This window comes from Streptomyces sp. HUAS 15-9, from assembly GCF_025642155.1.
GTDB lineage: Bacteria > Actinomycetota > Actinomycetes > Streptomycetales > Streptomycetaceae > Streptomyces.
In genome coordinates this window covers 62,499-79,375 of sequence record NZ_CP106798.1, presented here as the reverse complement: position 1 = coordinate 79,375, position 16,877 = coordinate 62,499, and the positions used below count along the sequence as shown (strand labels likewise).

The window sequence follows — 16,877 nt, the reverse complement described above, 5'->3', positions numbered from 1 at the left end:
CCTGCAAGCCCTTAGCTTGATATTTAACATTGCTCCTGTTTTGAACGGATATATTCCGTTCGGGTTTCGAGGCGTTTCACGGTCTTCCCGGGCTCGTAGCGTGGGGCTGGTCTGCGGTTTCGTGAGCCAACTGGTCTGCCTGGGCCGGGCCTTGAGGGTTTCGGCACGGCTGCGGGGCGGGCGGGAGGCTGTCGCACGGCTTCTGCCCGGTGAAGGTCAAGAGCGATTCGTTGTTCGGTTCCAAGGATCAGAGAGGCCTCGGAATCTTGGCTGATGGGGCGGAACTTCTTGTCGTGCGACCGTGAACGTGATCTTGAGATGCCGCGGGATGTGCGGGACTGGCTGCCGCCCGAGCACCTGTGCTGGAAGGTGCTCGACGTCGTCGAGCTACTTGACCTATCGGCGTTCGAGAACAGCTACCGTGACGACGGGCGGGGCGGGGTGGCCTACCCTCCCGCGAGCCTGATTGCGTTGCTCCTGTACTGCTACAGCAAGGGAGTGCGTTCCTCCCGTTGCATCGAGCAGGCTTGCTGGGACGACGTGGGCTGCCGAATCATCACTGCGAACCGCCGAGTGGACCACTCCACCGTCGCACGGTTCGTACGACGCCACCGTGCCGCCTTGAACTCGCTGTTCGTGCAGGTGTTGTCGCTGTGCGGCCGACGTGGCCTGGTCGATCTTTCGGCGGTGGCCGTGGACGGCTCACCGATGGAGGCGAACGCCTCACGCGACGCCAACCAGCGGCTCCAGCGCCTGGAGGAGGCCATTTCCCAGAGCGAGAAGGAGATCCACGCGCTGATGGAGGATGTAGTCGACCACGCGCTGAGCGTCGAGGCCGACGGCTCGGCAGCACAGGGCGATGGCGAGGACGCGTGCGACAACTGGCCTCGCCTGTCCCGGCTGTGCGACCGGCTCACCCGGGCCCACCTGGCCAGGGACAGACTGCATGAACGGGCGATGCCTTCACCCACCGAGATCCGGATCAAGGTCGAAGCCGCCGAGCGGATGGTGGCCCGCGCGGAGAAGCGCCTGGCCGCCGAGACCAAGGCTCACCAGGAGAAGCTGAAGAAGTACGAGCTCCGCGGCCGAGAGGACCGGGCGGCAGGACGTCGTGGAGCGAACGGACGGCCGCCGGTCCCGATGGAGCGCAAGACGGTCCTCGTTCGCCAGCGAACGCGACTGGTGAAGATGCGGGCCTGGCTGGAGCGGGCCCGCACACCCCGACCGGCCCCCTCCCCGGAGTCCCGTGCCTGCCTGAGCGATCCCGACTCCCGGCTGATTCCTGGCAAACGCGGCGGCTACCTGCAGGGATACAACATCCAGATCGTGTGCGCCCGCCGTTCTTGCTGGCCATCGAAGCGCACGACAATCCCTCGGACAGGACGGCCCTCGTTCCGATGGTGAAGAAGACCCAGCACAATCACCAGGCCGCACGGCTTCCCGGCGACATCCAACTCTGGCTCGCCGACAGCGGGTACGCTTCCGCCGCGTCCTTCGAGGCCCTCGCTGACCTCCCGCTACTGGTCTCGGTCACCAGCGATGCCGACCAGGCAGGCTTTCCCGCCAAACGTCAGCAGGCGCCTGCCGGCCAGCGGGACATGGCGGCCCGCCTCGCCACCCCAACAGGACGGGCCCAGTACCGTCAACGCAGTGCCCTGGTCGAGCCAGGATTCGCCCAGATCTTCCAACGCTTCGGACGACACCTCAACTACCGCGGCCGCCAAGCGGTGGACGCCGAGATCAAGCTCCTCGGCACGGTGCACAACCTCAACAAGCTCATCAATCACCCGCCCAAGACGCGCTCTTGACCTTCACCGGGCAGGAGTCCTGCGACAGCCTCGCCGTGGTCGCGCGGATGCGCCGGAACCCGCGGCGGGCGCGGGCGGGGGTGAGGCGGCGGGGTTCGGTGCGGCGTTCCCAGGGGCGGCGGAGATCTTCGGCGAGGGGCGGGCGAGGCGGAGTTGGGTGTGGGCGGCGATGATCAGCCAGGTCCACAGGTCGGCGGCGCGCGGGTCGCGGACCTTCGGCGTCGTCCAGCCCAGGGTCTGTTTGAAGAACCTGAAGGTGTGTTCAAGATCAAACCTGCGCAGGAACGCTTGCCAGCGCACATCGATGTCGGTGCCGGTCATGTGGGTGCGCGAGGACCACAGCCAGACCGGCTTCGGATCGTGGTCACCCGGCAGGTGATCGACCTGCAGATGGATCAACGTGCCGTGGATCAGGGGGAGTTCGCCCTCATGGTCGAGCCAGGGGCCACGGGCCTGCAGGCGGGGGTGCATCCGGTCCCAGGCCAGGGCCTCGGCCCGGCCGTAGCGGGTGGTGTCGCTGGTCGTGGCGGCGTCGGGGGTGTGCCAGGAGTCCGGCTTGGCGAAGGTGAGGACGCCGCCGTGTTTGCGGGGCTGTCCGCCGCGCGGCCCGGAGCGGCGGGGTCCGGCGTCGCGGAGCATGACCCGGTCCGAGCGCAGCCGTCCCACGCATTCGACAGGCAGGTCGGCCAGGAGGTAGGCGAGGCGGCAGACGTCGTAGCCGGCGTCCGTCACGATCAGGATGTCGGGCATCCAGGGCTGCCAGTGTCCGGCCTGCTTGAGGCGCGCGACGACTTCGCGGAGCTGGGTGGCGGTCACCGCGATGGCGTCGTCGGCCGGGCCCAGCCGGATCGCGTCCAGCACCGCTGTCCAGGAAGTCCGCCCGGTCTCCAGGGCGGCGACGATCGAGTACGGCCAGCCGGGGATCATCCGGTCCGCGCTGCGGCCACGTCCGTAGACGTGGCAGAACAGCAGGTCCGGGCTAGTGGGGGCGTCCGGGCGCAGCCAGTTGCTCACGTCGACCGCCAGAACGATCCGTCCGTCGGCGGCTTGGGGCAGCGGAGTGGAGGCCAGCAGCCGGCGCAGCCGGGTCGGCTCCAGCCAGCCGTGGTTCAACGCGCCGTACATCGCACCGTGCCCACGCGGATGCTCGGCGAGCAGCGTGAGTTCGGGCAGCGAGATGACCGGACCATCCGCACACAGCACGGCGTCCGTCAGGTCGAAGAGCGCGTCCGCGCGCGCGTAGAGGCAGTCGTAGAACTCAACCCGAAAGCGGGACAACACTCCAAGGGCCTCGACGCCGTCCGCGCCGACAGACACACTCATGAACAGCGGCCGCCTCTCCACGCTCCGTTACTCGACATCTCGAAGCGTGCGGGGCGGCCGCGGCCGCTGTCCCGGGAAGAACCGCAGATCAGCAGGTCGGGTGACCAGCGAGGTTAAACATCAAGCTCAGACACAGGTGGCGGGTGGTGTGCGTGGAGAACCGCTCGACACCGGAGGCCAGCGCGATCCGTCGGACCACCTTCGACCAGGTCCACAGGCTCAGCGGCTGGGCGTGATTGCGGCGCGATTCCGACAGGAATAGCGGCCCGCGGGCCCGGCTGATCGTGGCCCGGTGGGCGAGGTAGTCCGACAGCAGCACCCCCGTCGGTGCCGAGTAGGGCACCACCCGCTCCAGCCGGTTCTTCGTCGTTTCCGCCCGTATCCGCAGCGTGCGGTGGGCCGGATCGACGTCATCGGTCCGCAGCGAGCACAGTTCCTCACGGCGCAGTGCCGCGTCGTAGGCCAGGGCGAGCATCACGCGGTTGCGTACCGGTTCACGCTTGGCGACCTCCAGGACGCTCAGCCACTGCTGTTCTCCGGGAATCCACGGCAGCTTCGTCAGTCGGGGCACCAGGCCGCGCTGCTGACCGCCGTTCCGTCGGCCGGGGGTGTAACGCCCCCGGCCGACAGGGTTGGAATCCCGCAACCCCTCTTCCATGAGGAAGTCGTAGAACAAGCGGACCGGCACGAGCCGCTGCTGGATCGTCGCGTTCGCCAGCCCCGCCCCTGAGTCGATCGAGATCACGTTCGCACCCCGGCGGTGCGGCCGCGAGGTCAACTCCCGTACATAGACGGCGATATGTGCACGGTTCGCGGTGACCGGATCGACACCCTCCCGCTCGCTCATCAGCAGGTACTCGGCCAGTCCCCGGCCGTAGGCGTCGATCGTGCGCGGTGCACGACCGAGATCCGTCCAGACCGTCAGCCAGGTCGCCGCCTGCGCGTGCCGGCCGAGCACCGGCCACTTCTCCATGAGCACCGTCGTGCCGCTCAAGCCGTCTCCCAAGTCCGTGGCTGCACCGGGGAAACATGGTCACCCCGGCAGATTCCACGTAACTTTTAAGATGCTCAAGCGGCAGATGTTCGGCCGCGCCAGCTTCACGTTGTTGCGCAAACGGGTACTGCTCGCGTGAGCCGACTGGATGAGATCCCGCTACTTCAGAAGCCGGAAACCGGGCTGTTTGCTCCACTCTCTGAGGAACTCCGCTGAACCGTACGCGGCGGGCCACGGATCAGTCGTCGTTGCGACGATGCCGGAAAGGTCGGCGACGATCGGCACCTGGTCTTCTCGCAGTTCGGCATTGGCGACACCGCCGATCACGTCCATGATGGCGGCGGTCAACAGGGCTGTGACGGCGTGGTCGACCGGACTGTTGCAGAACGCGATGACGTCGACAGCGTGAGTCGGGGTGAAGCCAATGAGAAGTTCCTGGTCGGCTTCGTCGGCATGCTCGGCGTCGAAGATTGCCTCGTCACCGATACCGGGCCCCATGAGAGAGACCAGGATGGGCCGACGCCCGTCGACACCCGCAATGTCCGTGACGCCGAGACTTTCCGCACGAATGTGCAGATCGTACTCTCCGACCCGCTTCTCCTCAAAACGCGCCGATGAGCGAACCAGAAATGCGCGAAGTCGCTGGATCGCCGAGTGCGGGACCGCCTCCGCCAACTCGATCACCAATACCGGTCCACTCATGGCGTCGGAGCCTAGCCAGTCGGGACTGCCGCCCCCAACCGATTACTCACCGTGTACACTTCACGGAACTTGTGCCAGACCCCACTTTTCATCCGTGCGCTGGGGCCCAAAGAAGTGCTTACAAACAAGGCGGGGCTCTTGGGCTGGTTACGAGGCGAGCTACCCCCGCGGGCGCGGGGACGACATGCGCAGGCCAGCGGTTTGCACGACCCCGTACGAGCTACCCCCGCGGGCGCGGGGACGACGACCTGATCCTCTCCAACTGGAGCGGGACCAACGAGCTACCCCCGCACGCGCGGGGACGACGCCAGAGCGTTCACGTTGCTCCACAACGCAGGCGAGCTACCCCCGCGGGCGCGGACGACGGACGGGCACCTGGGCTGGCTGGAGATCCTGGAGAGCTACCCCCGCGGGCGCGGGGACGACGCAGTCTCCGCCATGGCCTATGCGTCCTATCAGGAGCTACCCCCGCGGGCGCGGGGACGACGCGGCACTCAGCGACCCTGAGGGGTCGTCGAGCGAGCTACCCCCGCACGCGCGGGGACGACGACATAGCCCGCCACTCCGAATGGGACCGGGAGCTACCCCCGCGCGTGCGGGGACGACAATTCCGCCAGCTCCACGTTGGCCTCACCCTGCGAGGCGGACGCGGGGACGGCCACGATCAGACCGACAGGGCCAGTTGCTCCGCGAGCTACCCCCGCTGGCGCGGGGACGACGACTCCTACGCAGTCGGCCATGCCCCGGGACGGGACCCCTGTGCGTGCGGGGACGGCCTCCCGGCCGACCAGTACGCCATGAGCCAGCAGGAGCTACCCCCGGGCACGGGGACGACCCGCAAGGGAACCAGGCCGTATGCCCTGCTGATGAGCTGCCCCCGCGCGTGCGGGGACGACGACAGGCTGCCGGCGAATTCTTCCATGGTCATCGAGCTACCCCCGGGCTCGCGGGGACGACGAGATGTACACGCTGCACGGCATCCCGGCCATCGAGCTACCCCCGGCTCGCGGGGACGACACTTCGGGTGCTGCGGCGATGCTAGCAACGAGGCCGATTCTCATTCACCTGCTTCGCAGTTCGGGATTCGGCGATTGAGGTGTTGTCAGTGGGGCCGTCTATGGTGCGGCTCAACTCAGGGTGGGGTCTATGGAGGTGGTCGGTGGAGGACGAACGGTCGATCGTCGAGTTAACGCGGTCGCTGGGGGTCGCGGCTGAGGTGGTCGCGAGGGTGTCGCGGTTGTGGGGGAAGTCTGCGGCTCGGAATGGTGGCCGGACTCATCTGCTTCTGGGACATCTGCTGGATACAGCTGCTGTGGCTGGGCTGATGTGGGATCGGTATCTGTCCCGGTCGCTCCGTCGGCGCCTTGACGAGATCAGCGGTGGGCGGGGGCGCGCGTGGCTGATGTGGATATGCGGCATTCACGACTGCGGTAAGGCGTGTCCAGCTTTCCAGTCGGTTGATCCAGCTGAAGCGGCGCCGGTGCGTGCGGCGGGCTTGTTGTGGGGACGGCTACCGATCGACAGGAGGCGGCGGTGGCGTCACGACGTGGCGGGCGCGGCGATGCTGTTGCCACGGCTGCGGGCGGAGTGGGGGGACGCGGATGCGGCTGCCTGGGTGTGGCCGCTGGTGGCCGGGCACCATGGAACGTTTCCGTCGATAGGGAGCCTGCGGCCTGGGCATCCGGAAGTGCAGGGCAGGGGAGCAGGCTGGGCTGAGGCTCAGCGGAGCGTGATCGACGTGTTCACGCGTGCTGTGGGTCTTGAGGACTTACGGTCGGCTCGCCCCGTGGGGGCGCTGAGCAAGGCTGAGCAGTTGGCTCTGTCGGGTCTGATCGTGATGGCGGACTGGATCGCGAGTGACAGCAGGCACTTTCCGGGGCTGTCCGATGCGGGGGATGTTTCGCCGGCTGGGGCCTCTCGTCGTGCCGAGGGGGCCTGGGGGCGTCTGGGCCTGAGGGGTGGCTGGCGTGACCTGCCGTTGCCTGAGAGTTCGCTGGCGCCGTTGACGGTGAGGTTGGGGGTGTTGCCTCGGGCGTCGCAGGTGGAGCTGGTGGAGCGGGCGTGGTCGGTGCCGGTGCCGGGGGTGTTGGTGGTCGAGGCGCCGATGGGGGAGGGGAAGACGAAGGCGGCGTTGGCTGCCGCGGAGGTGCTGGCGGCTCGGTTCGGTATGGACGGTGTGTTCGTGGCGATGCCGACGCAGGCGACCAGTGATCCCATGTATGGGCAGGTGCTGGAGTGGGTGCGTTCGTTCGGTCCGGAGCTGGAATCGCAGGTAGCGCTGGTGCACGGCAAGCGGCGTTTCAACCCGCGCTGGCGGCAGATCTGGGAGGCGGAGGCGTCAGCCGGTGCGGAGGAACAGCACGGGGCAGGGGCCGATCCCTGGGACGTGTACGGGGCGATCGATGAGGACGACGAGTACGGCATGGCCGGGCGGGAGCGACTGGCCGGTACGGAAGAGGTGGCGGAGCGTGGTGGGCCGCCGCTGTGGTTTCTGGGTGCCAAGCGGGGTCTGCTGACGGCGTTTGCCGTGGGGACGGTGGACCACCTGCTGTATGCGGCGACGCGGACCCGGCACGTCATGCTGCGGTTCGCCGGGCTTGCAGGGAAAGTCGTGATCGTCGACGAGGTCCATGCCGCAGACATCTACATGCGGCAGTTCCTGCTGGAGGCCCTGCGCTGGCTGGGGCAGGCCGGAGTGCCGGTGGTGCTCCTGTCGGCGACGCTGCCGCCGGCGCAGCGGCAGGCGTTCGTTGATGCCTATCTCGTCGGTGCTGTGGGGTCGGCGGATGTGGTGCATCCGGTGCCGGAGCCGGGCGGATACCCGTGTGTCACGTCGGCGTTCGCGGTGGACGGGAAGCCGGAAGTTCACAGTTCGCTTCGTGCTGTGCCTTCGTGGAGGGCTTCGGAGCCGGTGCACATCCGGTGGCTGCCGGATACGGACCGGGAGGGGGCGGTGGTCGCCGCGGCCGCGGAAGAGGCGGCGGCAGATGGTGGAGTCGTCCTCGTTGTGGTGAACCAGGTGGACCGGGCCCAGGCGATTCACGAGGCGCTGCGGGCCGGCGGTTTCGACGGTGAGCTGCACCTGCTCCATGGCCGGCTGTGCGCGACGCATCGCGCTGAGCGCACGGAGCGGTGTCTGCGCCTGATGGGGGCGTGTGCCGGGGAGGAGCGGCCCGGGCGCATGGTGGTGGTTGCCACCCAGCTCGCAGAGCAGTCGTTCGACGTGGATGCCGATGTGCTGATCACGGATCTGGCGCCGGTGGACCTGCTGCTGCAGCGGATTGGTCGGCTGCACCGGCATGCGGGCACGCCGAGGCCTGTGGGGCATGCGGTGCCGAGGGTGCTGGTGACGGGCGTGGCGGGCGGCAGGGACGGGCGGCCTCGTTTCCTGCCTGCGTCGAAGGCCATTTACGGGGAGTGGCTGCTGCTGCGGTCGGCGGCCTTGGTGATGGAAGTGGCGGGTCCGCTGTGTCAGGGGCAGGCGCCGTCCAGCGGCGGGGAGCCGGGTGGTGTCTGGAGCATCCCGGCGGATGTCCCGAGTCTGGTTGCTCGTGCGTACGGCGAGAGCGAAGTGTGTCCGGCCGGGTGGGGGGAGCGGGCCGCGCGGGAGGAGTGGCAGGCCAAGGAGGCCCAGCGAGAGAAGAACGCCGAGGGCTACCTGCTGACGCGGCCGCGTGAGTGGGCGGTGGCGACGCTGGAGGGTCTGCACTACGCCGGCAGCCGGGCACATTCCGAGGAGGACCTCGACGCGGTGGTACGTGATGGCACGCGGAGCGTGGAAGCGGTCGTCGTGCGGCGTGTTGCGGGTGGCTACACGGCGCTGGACGGGACGAGGCTCGGTGTGCACGGCGAGGTGGCGGATGAGGTCGTGGTGGAGCGGCTGCTCGGGGGCACGGTGCGGCTGCCGGCGCGTCTTTCCGAGGATGCTGACCGGTCGCTGACGGTATTGCCCGGCTGGGCTAGCCATCCGTGGCTGCGGTATGCGCGTGCGCTGGTCCTGGAGCCGGACGGCTGGGCGGTGGTCGGTGGGCAGCGGGTGGGGTACGACGAGGTGCTGGGCCTGGTCGTGGAGCAGGTATAGGGGGCGCGGCGCCGCCGTCGGTTCCGGGTGCCCCGCGGGCGCGGGGACGACGTGAAGTGGTGAACGGGAACACCCCCGGCTGGCCGGGGAGACGGGGCGCCGCGCTGCCCGGAGCGTACCTGGCGCCTGCAGCGTGGGCGCTTTCGGGACTTGGACGCGTAATTGTGCCCGAACCGGTTGCAAGTGATGAACATTCAGTGCCACCGTTGGGCGAGTTGCCCAGACGTCCAACTTCCCTTTCAAAAAGGTGTGTTGGGCAGAGGTGACGCGTGCGCTCCGGCGGAGCAGCGCCTTTGTAATGGCAGGGGAAAGTGGAAAAGGTCGATCTTGTTGGCGAAGGCTGGTTAGCCGCTGTCACGCTGGACGGCACGACAGAAAATCTCGGGCTGCTGCGGACGCTGACCGAGGCGCACAGGATCCGCAGGCTGGATGTGCCGGTGGCGACGATGCAGCCCGCTGTGCTGCGGCAGATGCTGCTGCCGGTGCTCCTGGACGCGCTCGGGGCACCGCGGTCACGGCGGGAATGGCAGCAGAGGTTCGAGCGCGGCCAGTTCTCGCCCGAGGAGGCCGGCCGTCTCACGACATACCTGACCGACCGCTACGGCGACCGGTTCCGGCTCTTCGACGTTGAGCGGCCTTTTGGGCAGGCCGCGGGTCTGACAGCGCTCAACGGAGAGGTCAAGCCGTCCACGTTGCTTGTGCCGTCCGTGGCGTCGGGGAACAACGTGCCGCTGTTCAGCGCGTTCAGCGAGGCCGACCACCTGGATCTCGCTGCGGCGCAGGCGGTGCTGTGGTTGCTGCACGCCCAGTGCTGGGACACCGCTGCCATCAAGACCGGGGCGGTCGGCGACTCGCAGGCCAAGGCGGGAAAGACGACGGGGAATCCCACGGGCCCGCTCGGGCAGCTCGGCGTGATTGTCCCGACGGGCCGGACCCTGTTCGAGACGCTGCTGCTGAACACGCCGGTCCTGCCCGATGGCCTGGAGGCCGGCGACCGTCCGCAGTGGGCCTGGGATGAGCGCCCGGCATCGCTCGGCTGGAAGTCGCCCGCCGGCCCCGAGTGGTCCACGCGCCCTGCCGGGGGTCTGCTGGACCTGCTGACGTTTCAGTCCCGCAGGATCCGGCTGGTCGCCTCTGAGACCAAGCAGGGTGTGCGGGTGCGGCAGGTGGTCGTCAGTGCCGGGGACCGGCTGGCCCAGACGCCCGAGACGGAGCCGCACACCGCCTGGAACCACACAGCCAAGCCGAAGCCGGGGCAGCCCCCGCGCCGGCCGCGCCGCCACATGTCGGGGCGGGCGGCCTGGCAGGGACTCGGCGCCCTGCTGGCCCTCGCCCTTTCCCAGGACAGCGACGGCCCCTACACCTCCGCGCTGCTGCGGCAGATCGGTGACCTGCGGGCCGACGAAGTGCTGCCGGCCGACTACCCGCTGGGCGTGGAGATTTCGGCCCTGGAGTACGGCAACCAGTCCGCGGTGGTGGAGAACGCCATCACCGACACTCTCCCGCTGCCTGTCGTCTCCCTGGTCGCCGCGGACGACTGGCTGCGCCTGGCGCTGCTGGAGTGTGCCGAGCAGGCCGACCGGACCGGCCGGGCCCTCGACGGCCTGCACGCCGATCTGCGGCGGGCGTCGGGCGGGGAGCCGCTGCCCCGGGACAGGGGTGATCGGCCCTCGGTGCGTCTGCTGCACGCGGTGGACACCAGCATGCGGCGGCTGCTGGCGGGCTTGCGCAGCATCGGCGAGGACTACGACCTGCTCGAACGCGGCCAGCAGGCGTGGGAGCTGACGTTGTTCGAGGCGGCGGTGCGGGAGGCGGATGTGCTGCTGGCGGCTGTGCCGGCGCGGGCCGTGGTCGGGCGCACGGAGAAGGTGAACGGCAAGGACGTTGTCTTCCGCAGCGGAAAGGGCGTCGGAGTGTTCCGCATGCGGCTCAACGAGATTCTTCGACGGGCCGCCGAGGCGCGCGCCGCGAAGGAGGCGAGTGCCGCATGAGCACGTCGACAACCCTTGCCAGCCGACGCTACCGCCCTTACTTCTGGGAGGAGTTCGCTCAGGCTGCGGCGTCGCGCACGCAGCGGCAGAGCAGGCGGCAGCCGGTGCCGGCGTGGGCGGAACGCGGTCTGCGAGCGGCGCGTGACGGGCTGGGCTGCGAGCCCGGCACTGTGCCCGGCATCCGGCACCTGCATCGTGTGGAGCTCACCGACGACCACCGGAGTGCGCAGCAGCTGCCCGACTCCTACCGGGCTGAGCAGGCCGCGCTCACGCTGTTCGGTCTGCACCAGAGTGCTGGGGCGGACCCGGTGCATCGGCCCGGAGTCGGACTCGGCACGGCCGTGCGGCATCTGCGCCGGACCCTGCTGTCCGGCAGTGCCGCAGAGCGCCGTCTGATGGCTGCCGCGACCGCGCGGGACCTCGAGGAGCTCGTGCAGCACCTGCGCGGGCTGGTCCCTCTGCTGCGGCAGGCGGGCAGTGGCCTGGACTACACCCGCCTCTACCGTGATCTGCGGAACTGGACGACACCGGAGCAGGGCAGGGTGTTGCGGGCCTGGGGCCTGCAATACACCGACCCTGCGTGTGACGACAGCGGCCAGGCCTTATGGTCCGACACGGCCGAAGCCTGCTTGTACTGGGCGGGCTTCGATTCCTGTCTGGCCGAGGCGGGTGCGCAGCTGGCGGCGCTGCGCTCCGGGGCGGGCCGTGAGGCCGGCACGGTGCCCGCGATGTGGCCCTTCTACCGCACCCTGATCAGCACCCCGCTGCGGAACAAGGGAGCCCTCACGCGCTCTCTGGCGGCTGAGCACGCCGCCCTCACCGTCTTCGCCGTGCACCAGCAGGGCCGGGACACGACGGTGCACTCACCCGGTGCCAGTCCCGGGAGTGCTTGCCGCCTGCTCCTTGCCAAGGCCAAGGACGCCGACAGCACGGCGATCGAGCGCAGGTTCGGCGCCCTGCTCACCTCCCTCGATGCCGGGGAACTGGCCCAGCACCTGCGCGGTCTCGTGCCGCTGCTGCGCCGGACGGGCATCGGTCTCGACTACGACGCCCTTCATCGGGCGCTTCAGCTCTGGGACGACCCGCAACGACCGGACGAGCAGTCCCGTATCCGCAACCGGTGGGACCGCGACTTCCGCACCGACACCACGCCGCCCAGCACCTGAGAGCCCCTCAACCTGCAGCGGCAGCGGCGGGCCGGCAGACAGCCACAGCCGGGAACCGTGCCGCTGCTGCCCTGGGCACCCGCCCTACATCGCTGCCAGCTGCCCGAACCGCCTTCCCGTGCCGGGGCCCTGAGTACGGGCGTGCGGGCCGGCTTCAAGCCTCCGTTCCGTACGGCCTCGTGCGGGACCCCTTCACCATCCACACCATTCAAGGAGTCTTGTAATGACCCAGCCGTCGCTCTTCGTTGAGGTGCACATCCTGCAGAGCCTGCCGCCGTCCAACATCAACCGGGACGACTCCGGCACTCCGAAGCAGGCCCTGTACGGGGGTGCCCGCCGTGCCCGCGTCTCCTCCCAGGCGTGGAAGCGCGCCACCCGGATGGAGTTTGCCAAGGCCGAAGAAGCCGCGGACCGCGCCACCCGCACCAAGCGGATCGCCGCCCTGCTGGCCGAGCGGCTCGCTCGGCCAGCAGACAAGGGCGGTGCGGGCCTGGACGCCGCACAGGCGGACCGGCTGGCCGCCGCGCTGCTGGAGCCGCTCGGCATCACCAAGTCGTCGAAGAAGGAGGAGCAGTCGGCCTACCTGCTGTTCTTCGGCAAGCGCCAGCTCGACAGCCTGGTGGCGCTCCTCGACGGGCGGGCCGGGGAACTGCTCGCCCTGCCGGAGAAGGAGCTGAAGGAGGAGATCGCCAAACTGCCCGTGGTGTCCGCCCTGTCCACAGGACATCCGGCCGAGGTCGCGCTGTTCGGCCGCATGGTCGCTGACCTGCCCGCCCTCAACGTCGACGCCGCGGTCCAGGTGGCCCATGCCCTGTCCACGCACGCGGTGCGCACCGAGTTCGACTACTACACTGCCGTCGACGACGAGAACACCGAGGACAGCGGCGCAGGCATGATCGGCACCGTGGAGTTTGCCTCCTCCACCCTCTACCGCTACGCCGTCCTCGGCGTGCACCAGCTGCGCGACAACCTCAGCTCGGCAGAGACCACGCGTGAGGCCGCGGTCCGCTTCGTCGACGCTTTCACCCGCTCCATGCCTACCGGTCACCAGAATTCCTTCGCCCACCGCACGCTGCCGCATCTGGTGCTGCTGACCGTGCGCACGGACCAGCCGGTCAATCTGGTCTCCGCGTTCGAGGAGCCGGTGGCCGGTCACAGCGGCCTGGCCGCCGACTCCGCCGTGCGGCTGGCCGCCGAACTCGCCTCGGTCGCACAGACCTGGGGCACCACGCCGGCACACACGCTGGCCACCTATGCACTGGAGGGCGACAAGCTCAGCGACACGTTCGGCCCGTCCCACGCCTTCCCCGCACTCCTGGAGCACGTGGGCGACCTCGTCGATGGCTGGCTCGCGGACGGCCGTCTCCCCGAAGCCGAGACTGTGCAGGCCGGTGCGCGATGACAACCGACCAGGCCGTATTGGTTCTGAGGCTGGCCGCCCCGCTGCAGTCCTGGGGCGGCCCCTCCCGCTACAACCGGCGCGACACCCTGCCGAAGCCCACGAAGTCCGGCGTCCTCGGCCTGCTCGCCGCAGCCGAAGGACGCCCCCGCGACGCCTCCCTGACCGATCTGCTCGGCCTGCGTCTAGGGGTGCGCGTCGACCAGCCCGGCACGCTGCTTCGCGACTACCACACCGTCAGCGACCACCGTGGCCTTCCGCTGCCGTCTGCGAAGGTCGACGCCAAAGGCGTGCAGAAAAAGACCAGTCCGGCGAAGTACACCGGCGTCACCCAGCGCTACTACCTGCAGGACGCGGTCTTCATCGCGGCGCTGCGCGGTCCCGCCCCGCTCCTTGAGGGCCTGGAGCACGCGGTGTGGCATCCCGCGTTCCCGCTCTCGCTCGGCCGCCGCTCGTGCCCGCCGACCGGTCCTCTCAGTCTGGGCCTGCGACCCGATGCCGACCTGCAGCAGGTCCTCGCCGACGTGGAATGGCAGGCCGGCAGGCAGCGCCGCCACCAGATCCGCACCCCGCAGGTGACCCTCGAGGCCACCATCGAGGATCCCGCCGGCGACCATCTCGTGGACGACGTCCCCGACACCTTCAACCTGAAGACCGGCACTGCCTTCGGCCGGCGCGCCGTCCGGCACCTGTGGGTGACCATCCCCACCGGCCACCCGGCCGAGCCCAAGCCCGGCACCGGCCAGGCCGGCCCCGGTCATGACCCCTTCGCCCTCCTGGGCTGGTGACACGAATGCCGTACCTGTCGAAAATCGCCCTCAACCCACGCCGCAGCAGCGCGCTCGCCCTGCTCTCCAACCCGCACCGCCTCCACGCCGCAGTCCAGGGCGGCCTCGCCGTCCAGCCCGTGACCGAACGGGTCCTGTGGCGCCTGGAGACCAACACCGCCCACCGTGCCGAAGTCCTCGTCCTTACCGCCAGCCGGCCCTCGTGGGAGCACCTGGTGGAACAGGCCGGCTGGCCCGGCGCCGACGGCGGCCAGCCGCTCATCGCCGACTACACACCCCTGCTCCAACGCATCGCCCAAGGGCGTGAGTTCGCGTTCCGGCTGACCGCCAACCCGGTCCAGTCCGTGCAACGCCCAGACAAACCCAGCGACGAACAGACCACCCGCCTCAAAGCCGGCACGGACGCCGTCGGCGCACCCGCCCGGCACCGGGGCTTCCGCGTCGCGCACCGCACCGCCGCCCAGCAGATCGGCTGGCTGCTGCACCAGGCCAGCCGCCACGGCTTCACCATCCCCACCGCCGACACCCCCGAGCCCGCTCCCGGCCTCAGCACCGACACCCCGCTGGACCCGGCACCCGCCGTGACCCTGACCGCACGCGACACCCTGCGCTTCACCAAACGCACCAACGGCCCCCGCGTCACCGTCTCCACCGCCACCTTCCAAGGGCGGCTGCGCGTCACCGACCCGGACGCACTGCGCAACGCCCTGCTGGCCGGCATCGGCCCCGCCAAGGGCTACGGGCAGGGCCTGCTCACCCTCGCACCGCTCCCGGCGGAGGCGCCGGGTGGCTGAACCCTGGTGGAAGACCGGCCCGCAGGACGTCCACCGGCTGGAAGACCGCATCTCCAGCCTCTACACCGAGCGCTGCCACATCGACCGCGACGACAACGCGATCGTCCTGGTCAACAAGGCCCGCGTGGTCCACGTCCCCGCCGCCTACCTCGCCGTGCTCCTCATCGGACCCGGCAGCCGCATCACCCACGCCGCGATCGCCCTGCTCGCCGACTCCGCCACCTCGGTGTGCTGGGTCGGCGAGCACGGCGTGCGCCTGTACGCCTCCGGCATCAGCACCGCCCGGAGCTCCCAACTGCAGCTCAGACAAGCCTGGCTCGTCACCCGCCCCAAGGAACGCGTCGCGATCGCCCGTCGCATGTACGACCTGAGGTTCCCCGGCGAAGACACCTCTGCCCTCACTCTCCAGCAGCTCCGCGGCCGCGAAGGAACCCGCGTCCGCAAGCTCTACGCCCAGCACTCCGAACGCACCGGCGTGCCCTGGACCAAACGCGACTACAAACCCGGCGACGCCTACGCCGCTGGCGATGATGTCAACCGGCTGCTGTCCGCCGCCAACTCAGCCCTCTACGGCATCTGCCACGCCGTGATCACCGGCATCGGCGCGAGCCCGGCTCTCGGCTTCGTCCACACTGGCTCCGCCCTCTCCTTCGTCCTGGACATCGCCGACCTGTACAAGGCCGAGTTCACCATCCCTCTTGCCTTCGATCTCGCAGCCAAGGGACTGAACTCCGAACGCGACGCCCGTACCGCCCTCCGCGATGCCGTCGTACAGAAGACGCTGCTTCCCCGCATCGTCGCCGACATCAAGCACCTCCTCGCTCCCGAAGGGGCAACCGGCCTCGCCGAGGACCTCACCGGTCTCTGGGGCGAGGATGACACCATCATCAGCGGCGGCCGCAACTGGGGCGCCCCCTTCACAGAGGAAAGCCACCTCGACGTGATCCCGCCACCGCCCACGTATGAGGACGACTCCGCTCAGAAGGCCGGTACGTGAGCGCCGCCGCCACAGTCGTAGTCCTGATCGCCGCACCCCCAGGCCTACGAGGCCACCTCACCCGCTGGTTCGTAGAAGTCGCCCCCGGGACCTTTGTGGGAACCCCGAACAGCCGCATCCGCGATCGGCTATGGACTGTCCTGGCGGACCGCATCCGTAACGGACAGGCAGTCATGATCGAGCCAGCCCCCACAGAACAAGGATGGGCGGTTCGCACAGCAGGCCAGGATCGCTGGACCCCTGTGGACTTCGACGGCCTCACTCTCATGGCACGCCCCCGCAGCACCACGTCCCAACCATGGCGCTCCACAAATGAAGTGAAGGAAAACCCCATGATCACGTGACAAAATAGCAGGTCAAGAAGTGTCGTCCCCGCGCCCGCGGGGGTAGCTCGGCGGAGAACCGGCAGCAGGCCGTCGCCGAGATGTCGTCCCCGCGCCCGCGGGGGTAGCTCCCCGGAGGAACACCTACGCAACCCCGAGGAACAGTCGTCCCCGCGCCCGCGGGGGTAGCTCTACATCTACCGGCTGCACGTCCCCGACGCCCCCGTCGTCCCCGCGCCCGCGGGGGTAGCTCGCCAGATCGGCCAGCGGGTAAAGGTGGGTTGCGGTCGTCCCCGCGCCCGCGGGGGTAGCTCCTCGACGCCCTCTACGAGCGGCTGGAGGACGACGTCGTCCCCGCGCCCGCGGGGGTAGCTCGGTCATCGCGCACCTGGAAGACCAGGAGAAGAGGTCGTCCCCGCGCCCGCGGGGGTAGCTCGGCCGACTCGCCGAGGAGCGCAAGGCGTGGGTGGTCGTCCCCGCGCCCGCGGGGGTAGCTCCCGCTACGGAGGCT

12 protein-coding genes, 1 pseudogene and 1 CRISPR repeat array (1 of these 14 only partly in view) are annotated in these 16,877 nt (G+C 69.5%); of the genes and pseudogenes, 10 read left to right on the top strand and 3 right to left on the bottom strand.

Annotated features, from left to right (window positions below; genetic code table 11):
• Window positions 1-318: 318 nt before the first annotated feature.
• A complete protein-coding gene (locus N8I87_RS00380) occupies window positions 319-1,404 on the top strand; it encodes a transposase (protein WP_263204665.1) in 1,086 nt (361 codons plus the stop codon).
• Complete coding sequence (locus tag N8I87_RS00375; protein ID WP_263204664.1) at window positions 1,398-1,808, top strand: transposase; 411 nt, start codon at window positions 1,398-1,400, stop codon at window positions 1,806-1,808. The genes N8I87_RS00380 and N8I87_RS00375 overlap by 7 nt, the downstream gene beginning before the upstream one ends.
• On the opposite strand, the pseudogene N8I87_RS00370 reads toward N8I87_RS00375, so the two are convergent.
• The 3 genes and pseudogenes from N8I87_RS00370 to N8I87_RS00360 all read right to left on the bottom strand — a co-directional run.
• Window positions 1,786-3,131: pseudogene (locus N8I87_RS00370) on the bottom strand (NF041680 family putative transposase); the annotation flags it as partial. The gene N8I87_RS00375 and the pseudogene N8I87_RS00370 overlap by 23 nt on opposite strands.
• A gap of 88 nt (window positions 3,132-3,219) precedes the next feature.
• A complete protein-coding gene (locus N8I87_RS00365; protein WP_263204663.1) occupies window positions 3,220-4,125 on the bottom strand; it encodes a tyrosine-type recombinase/integrase in 906 nt (301 codons plus the stop codon).
• 159 nt (window positions 4,126-4,284) lie between these two features.
• Complete coding sequence (locus N8I87_RS00360; RefSeq protein WP_263204662.1) at window positions 4,285-4,827, bottom strand: DUF6368 family protein; 543 nt, start codon at window positions 4,825-4,827, stop codon at window positions 4,285-4,287.
• Between the two features lie 1,117 nt (window positions 4,828-5,944).
• On the opposite strand from N8I87_RS00360, the gene cas3 reads away from it, so the two are divergent.
• From cas3 to cas2e, 8 genes are all read left to right on the top strand, one after another.
• Window positions 5,945-8,908, top strand: coding sequence for a CRISPR-associated helicase Cas3' (gene cas3 / locus N8I87_RS00355; RefSeq protein WP_438829306.1), 2,964 nt, complete (start codon window positions 5,945-5,947; stop codon window positions 8,906-8,908).
• Between the two features lie 311 nt (window positions 8,909-9,219).
• Window positions 9,220-10,899 (top strand): type I-E CRISPR-associated protein Cse1/CasA, encoded by a 1,680-nt coding sequence (gene casA, locus N8I87_RS00350; RefSeq protein ID WP_263204660.1) that lies wholly within the window; start codon window positions 9,220-9,222, stop codon window positions 10,897-10,899.
• Window positions 10,896-12,065, top strand: a complete 1,170-nt coding sequence (gene casB / locus N8I87_RS00345) for a type I-E CRISPR-associated protein Cse2/CasB (RefSeq protein ID WP_263204659.1) — start codon at window positions 10,896-10,898, stop codon at window positions 12,063-12,065. Before casA ends, casB begins: the two co-directional genes overlap by 4 nt.
• 223 nt (window positions 12,066-12,288) lie before the next feature.
• A complete protein-coding gene (gene cas7e / locus N8I87_RS00340) occupies window positions 12,289-13,467 on the top strand; it encodes a type I-E CRISPR-associated protein Cas7/Cse4/CasC (RefSeq protein WP_263204658.1) in 1,179 nt (392 codons plus the stop codon).
• Window positions 13,464-14,252: a type I-E CRISPR-associated protein Cas5/CasD gene (cas5e, locus tag N8I87_RS00335; RefSeq protein ID WP_263204657.1), complete on the top strand. Its 789-nt coding sequence runs from the start codon at window positions 13,464-13,466 to the stop codon at window positions 14,250-14,252. Before cas7e ends, cas5e begins: the two co-directional genes overlap by 4 nt.
• A gap of 5 nt (window positions 14,253-14,257) precedes the next feature.
• The gene (cas6e, locus tag N8I87_RS00330) at window positions 14,258-15,046 is read left to right on the top strand and encodes a type I-E CRISPR-associated protein Cas6/Cse3/CasE (RefSeq protein ID WP_263216243.1); all 789 of its coding nucleotides are present in this window, start codon (window positions 14,258-14,260) and stop codon (window positions 15,044-15,046) included.
• On the top strand, window positions 15,039-16,043 hold the full coding sequence (gene cas1e, locus N8I87_RS00325) for a type I-E CRISPR-associated endonuclease Cas1e (protein WP_263204656.1): 1,005 nt from the start codon (window positions 15,039-15,041) through the stop codon (window positions 16,041-16,043). The genes cas6e and cas1e overlap by 8 nt, the downstream gene beginning before the upstream one ends.
• Complete coding sequence (cas2e, locus tag N8I87_RS00320; RefSeq protein ID WP_263204655.1) at window positions 16,040-16,387, top strand: type I-E CRISPR-associated endoribonuclease Cas2e; 348 nt, start codon at window positions 16,040-16,042, stop codon at window positions 16,385-16,387. Before cas1e ends, cas2e begins: the two co-directional genes overlap by 4 nt.
• A gap of 21 nt (window positions 16,388-16,408) precedes the next feature.
• Window positions 16,409-16,877: a CRISPR direct-repeat array (repeat unit 28 nt; unit sequence GTCGTCCCCGCGCCCGCGGGGGTAGCTC); it runs 2,426 nt beyond the window's last position.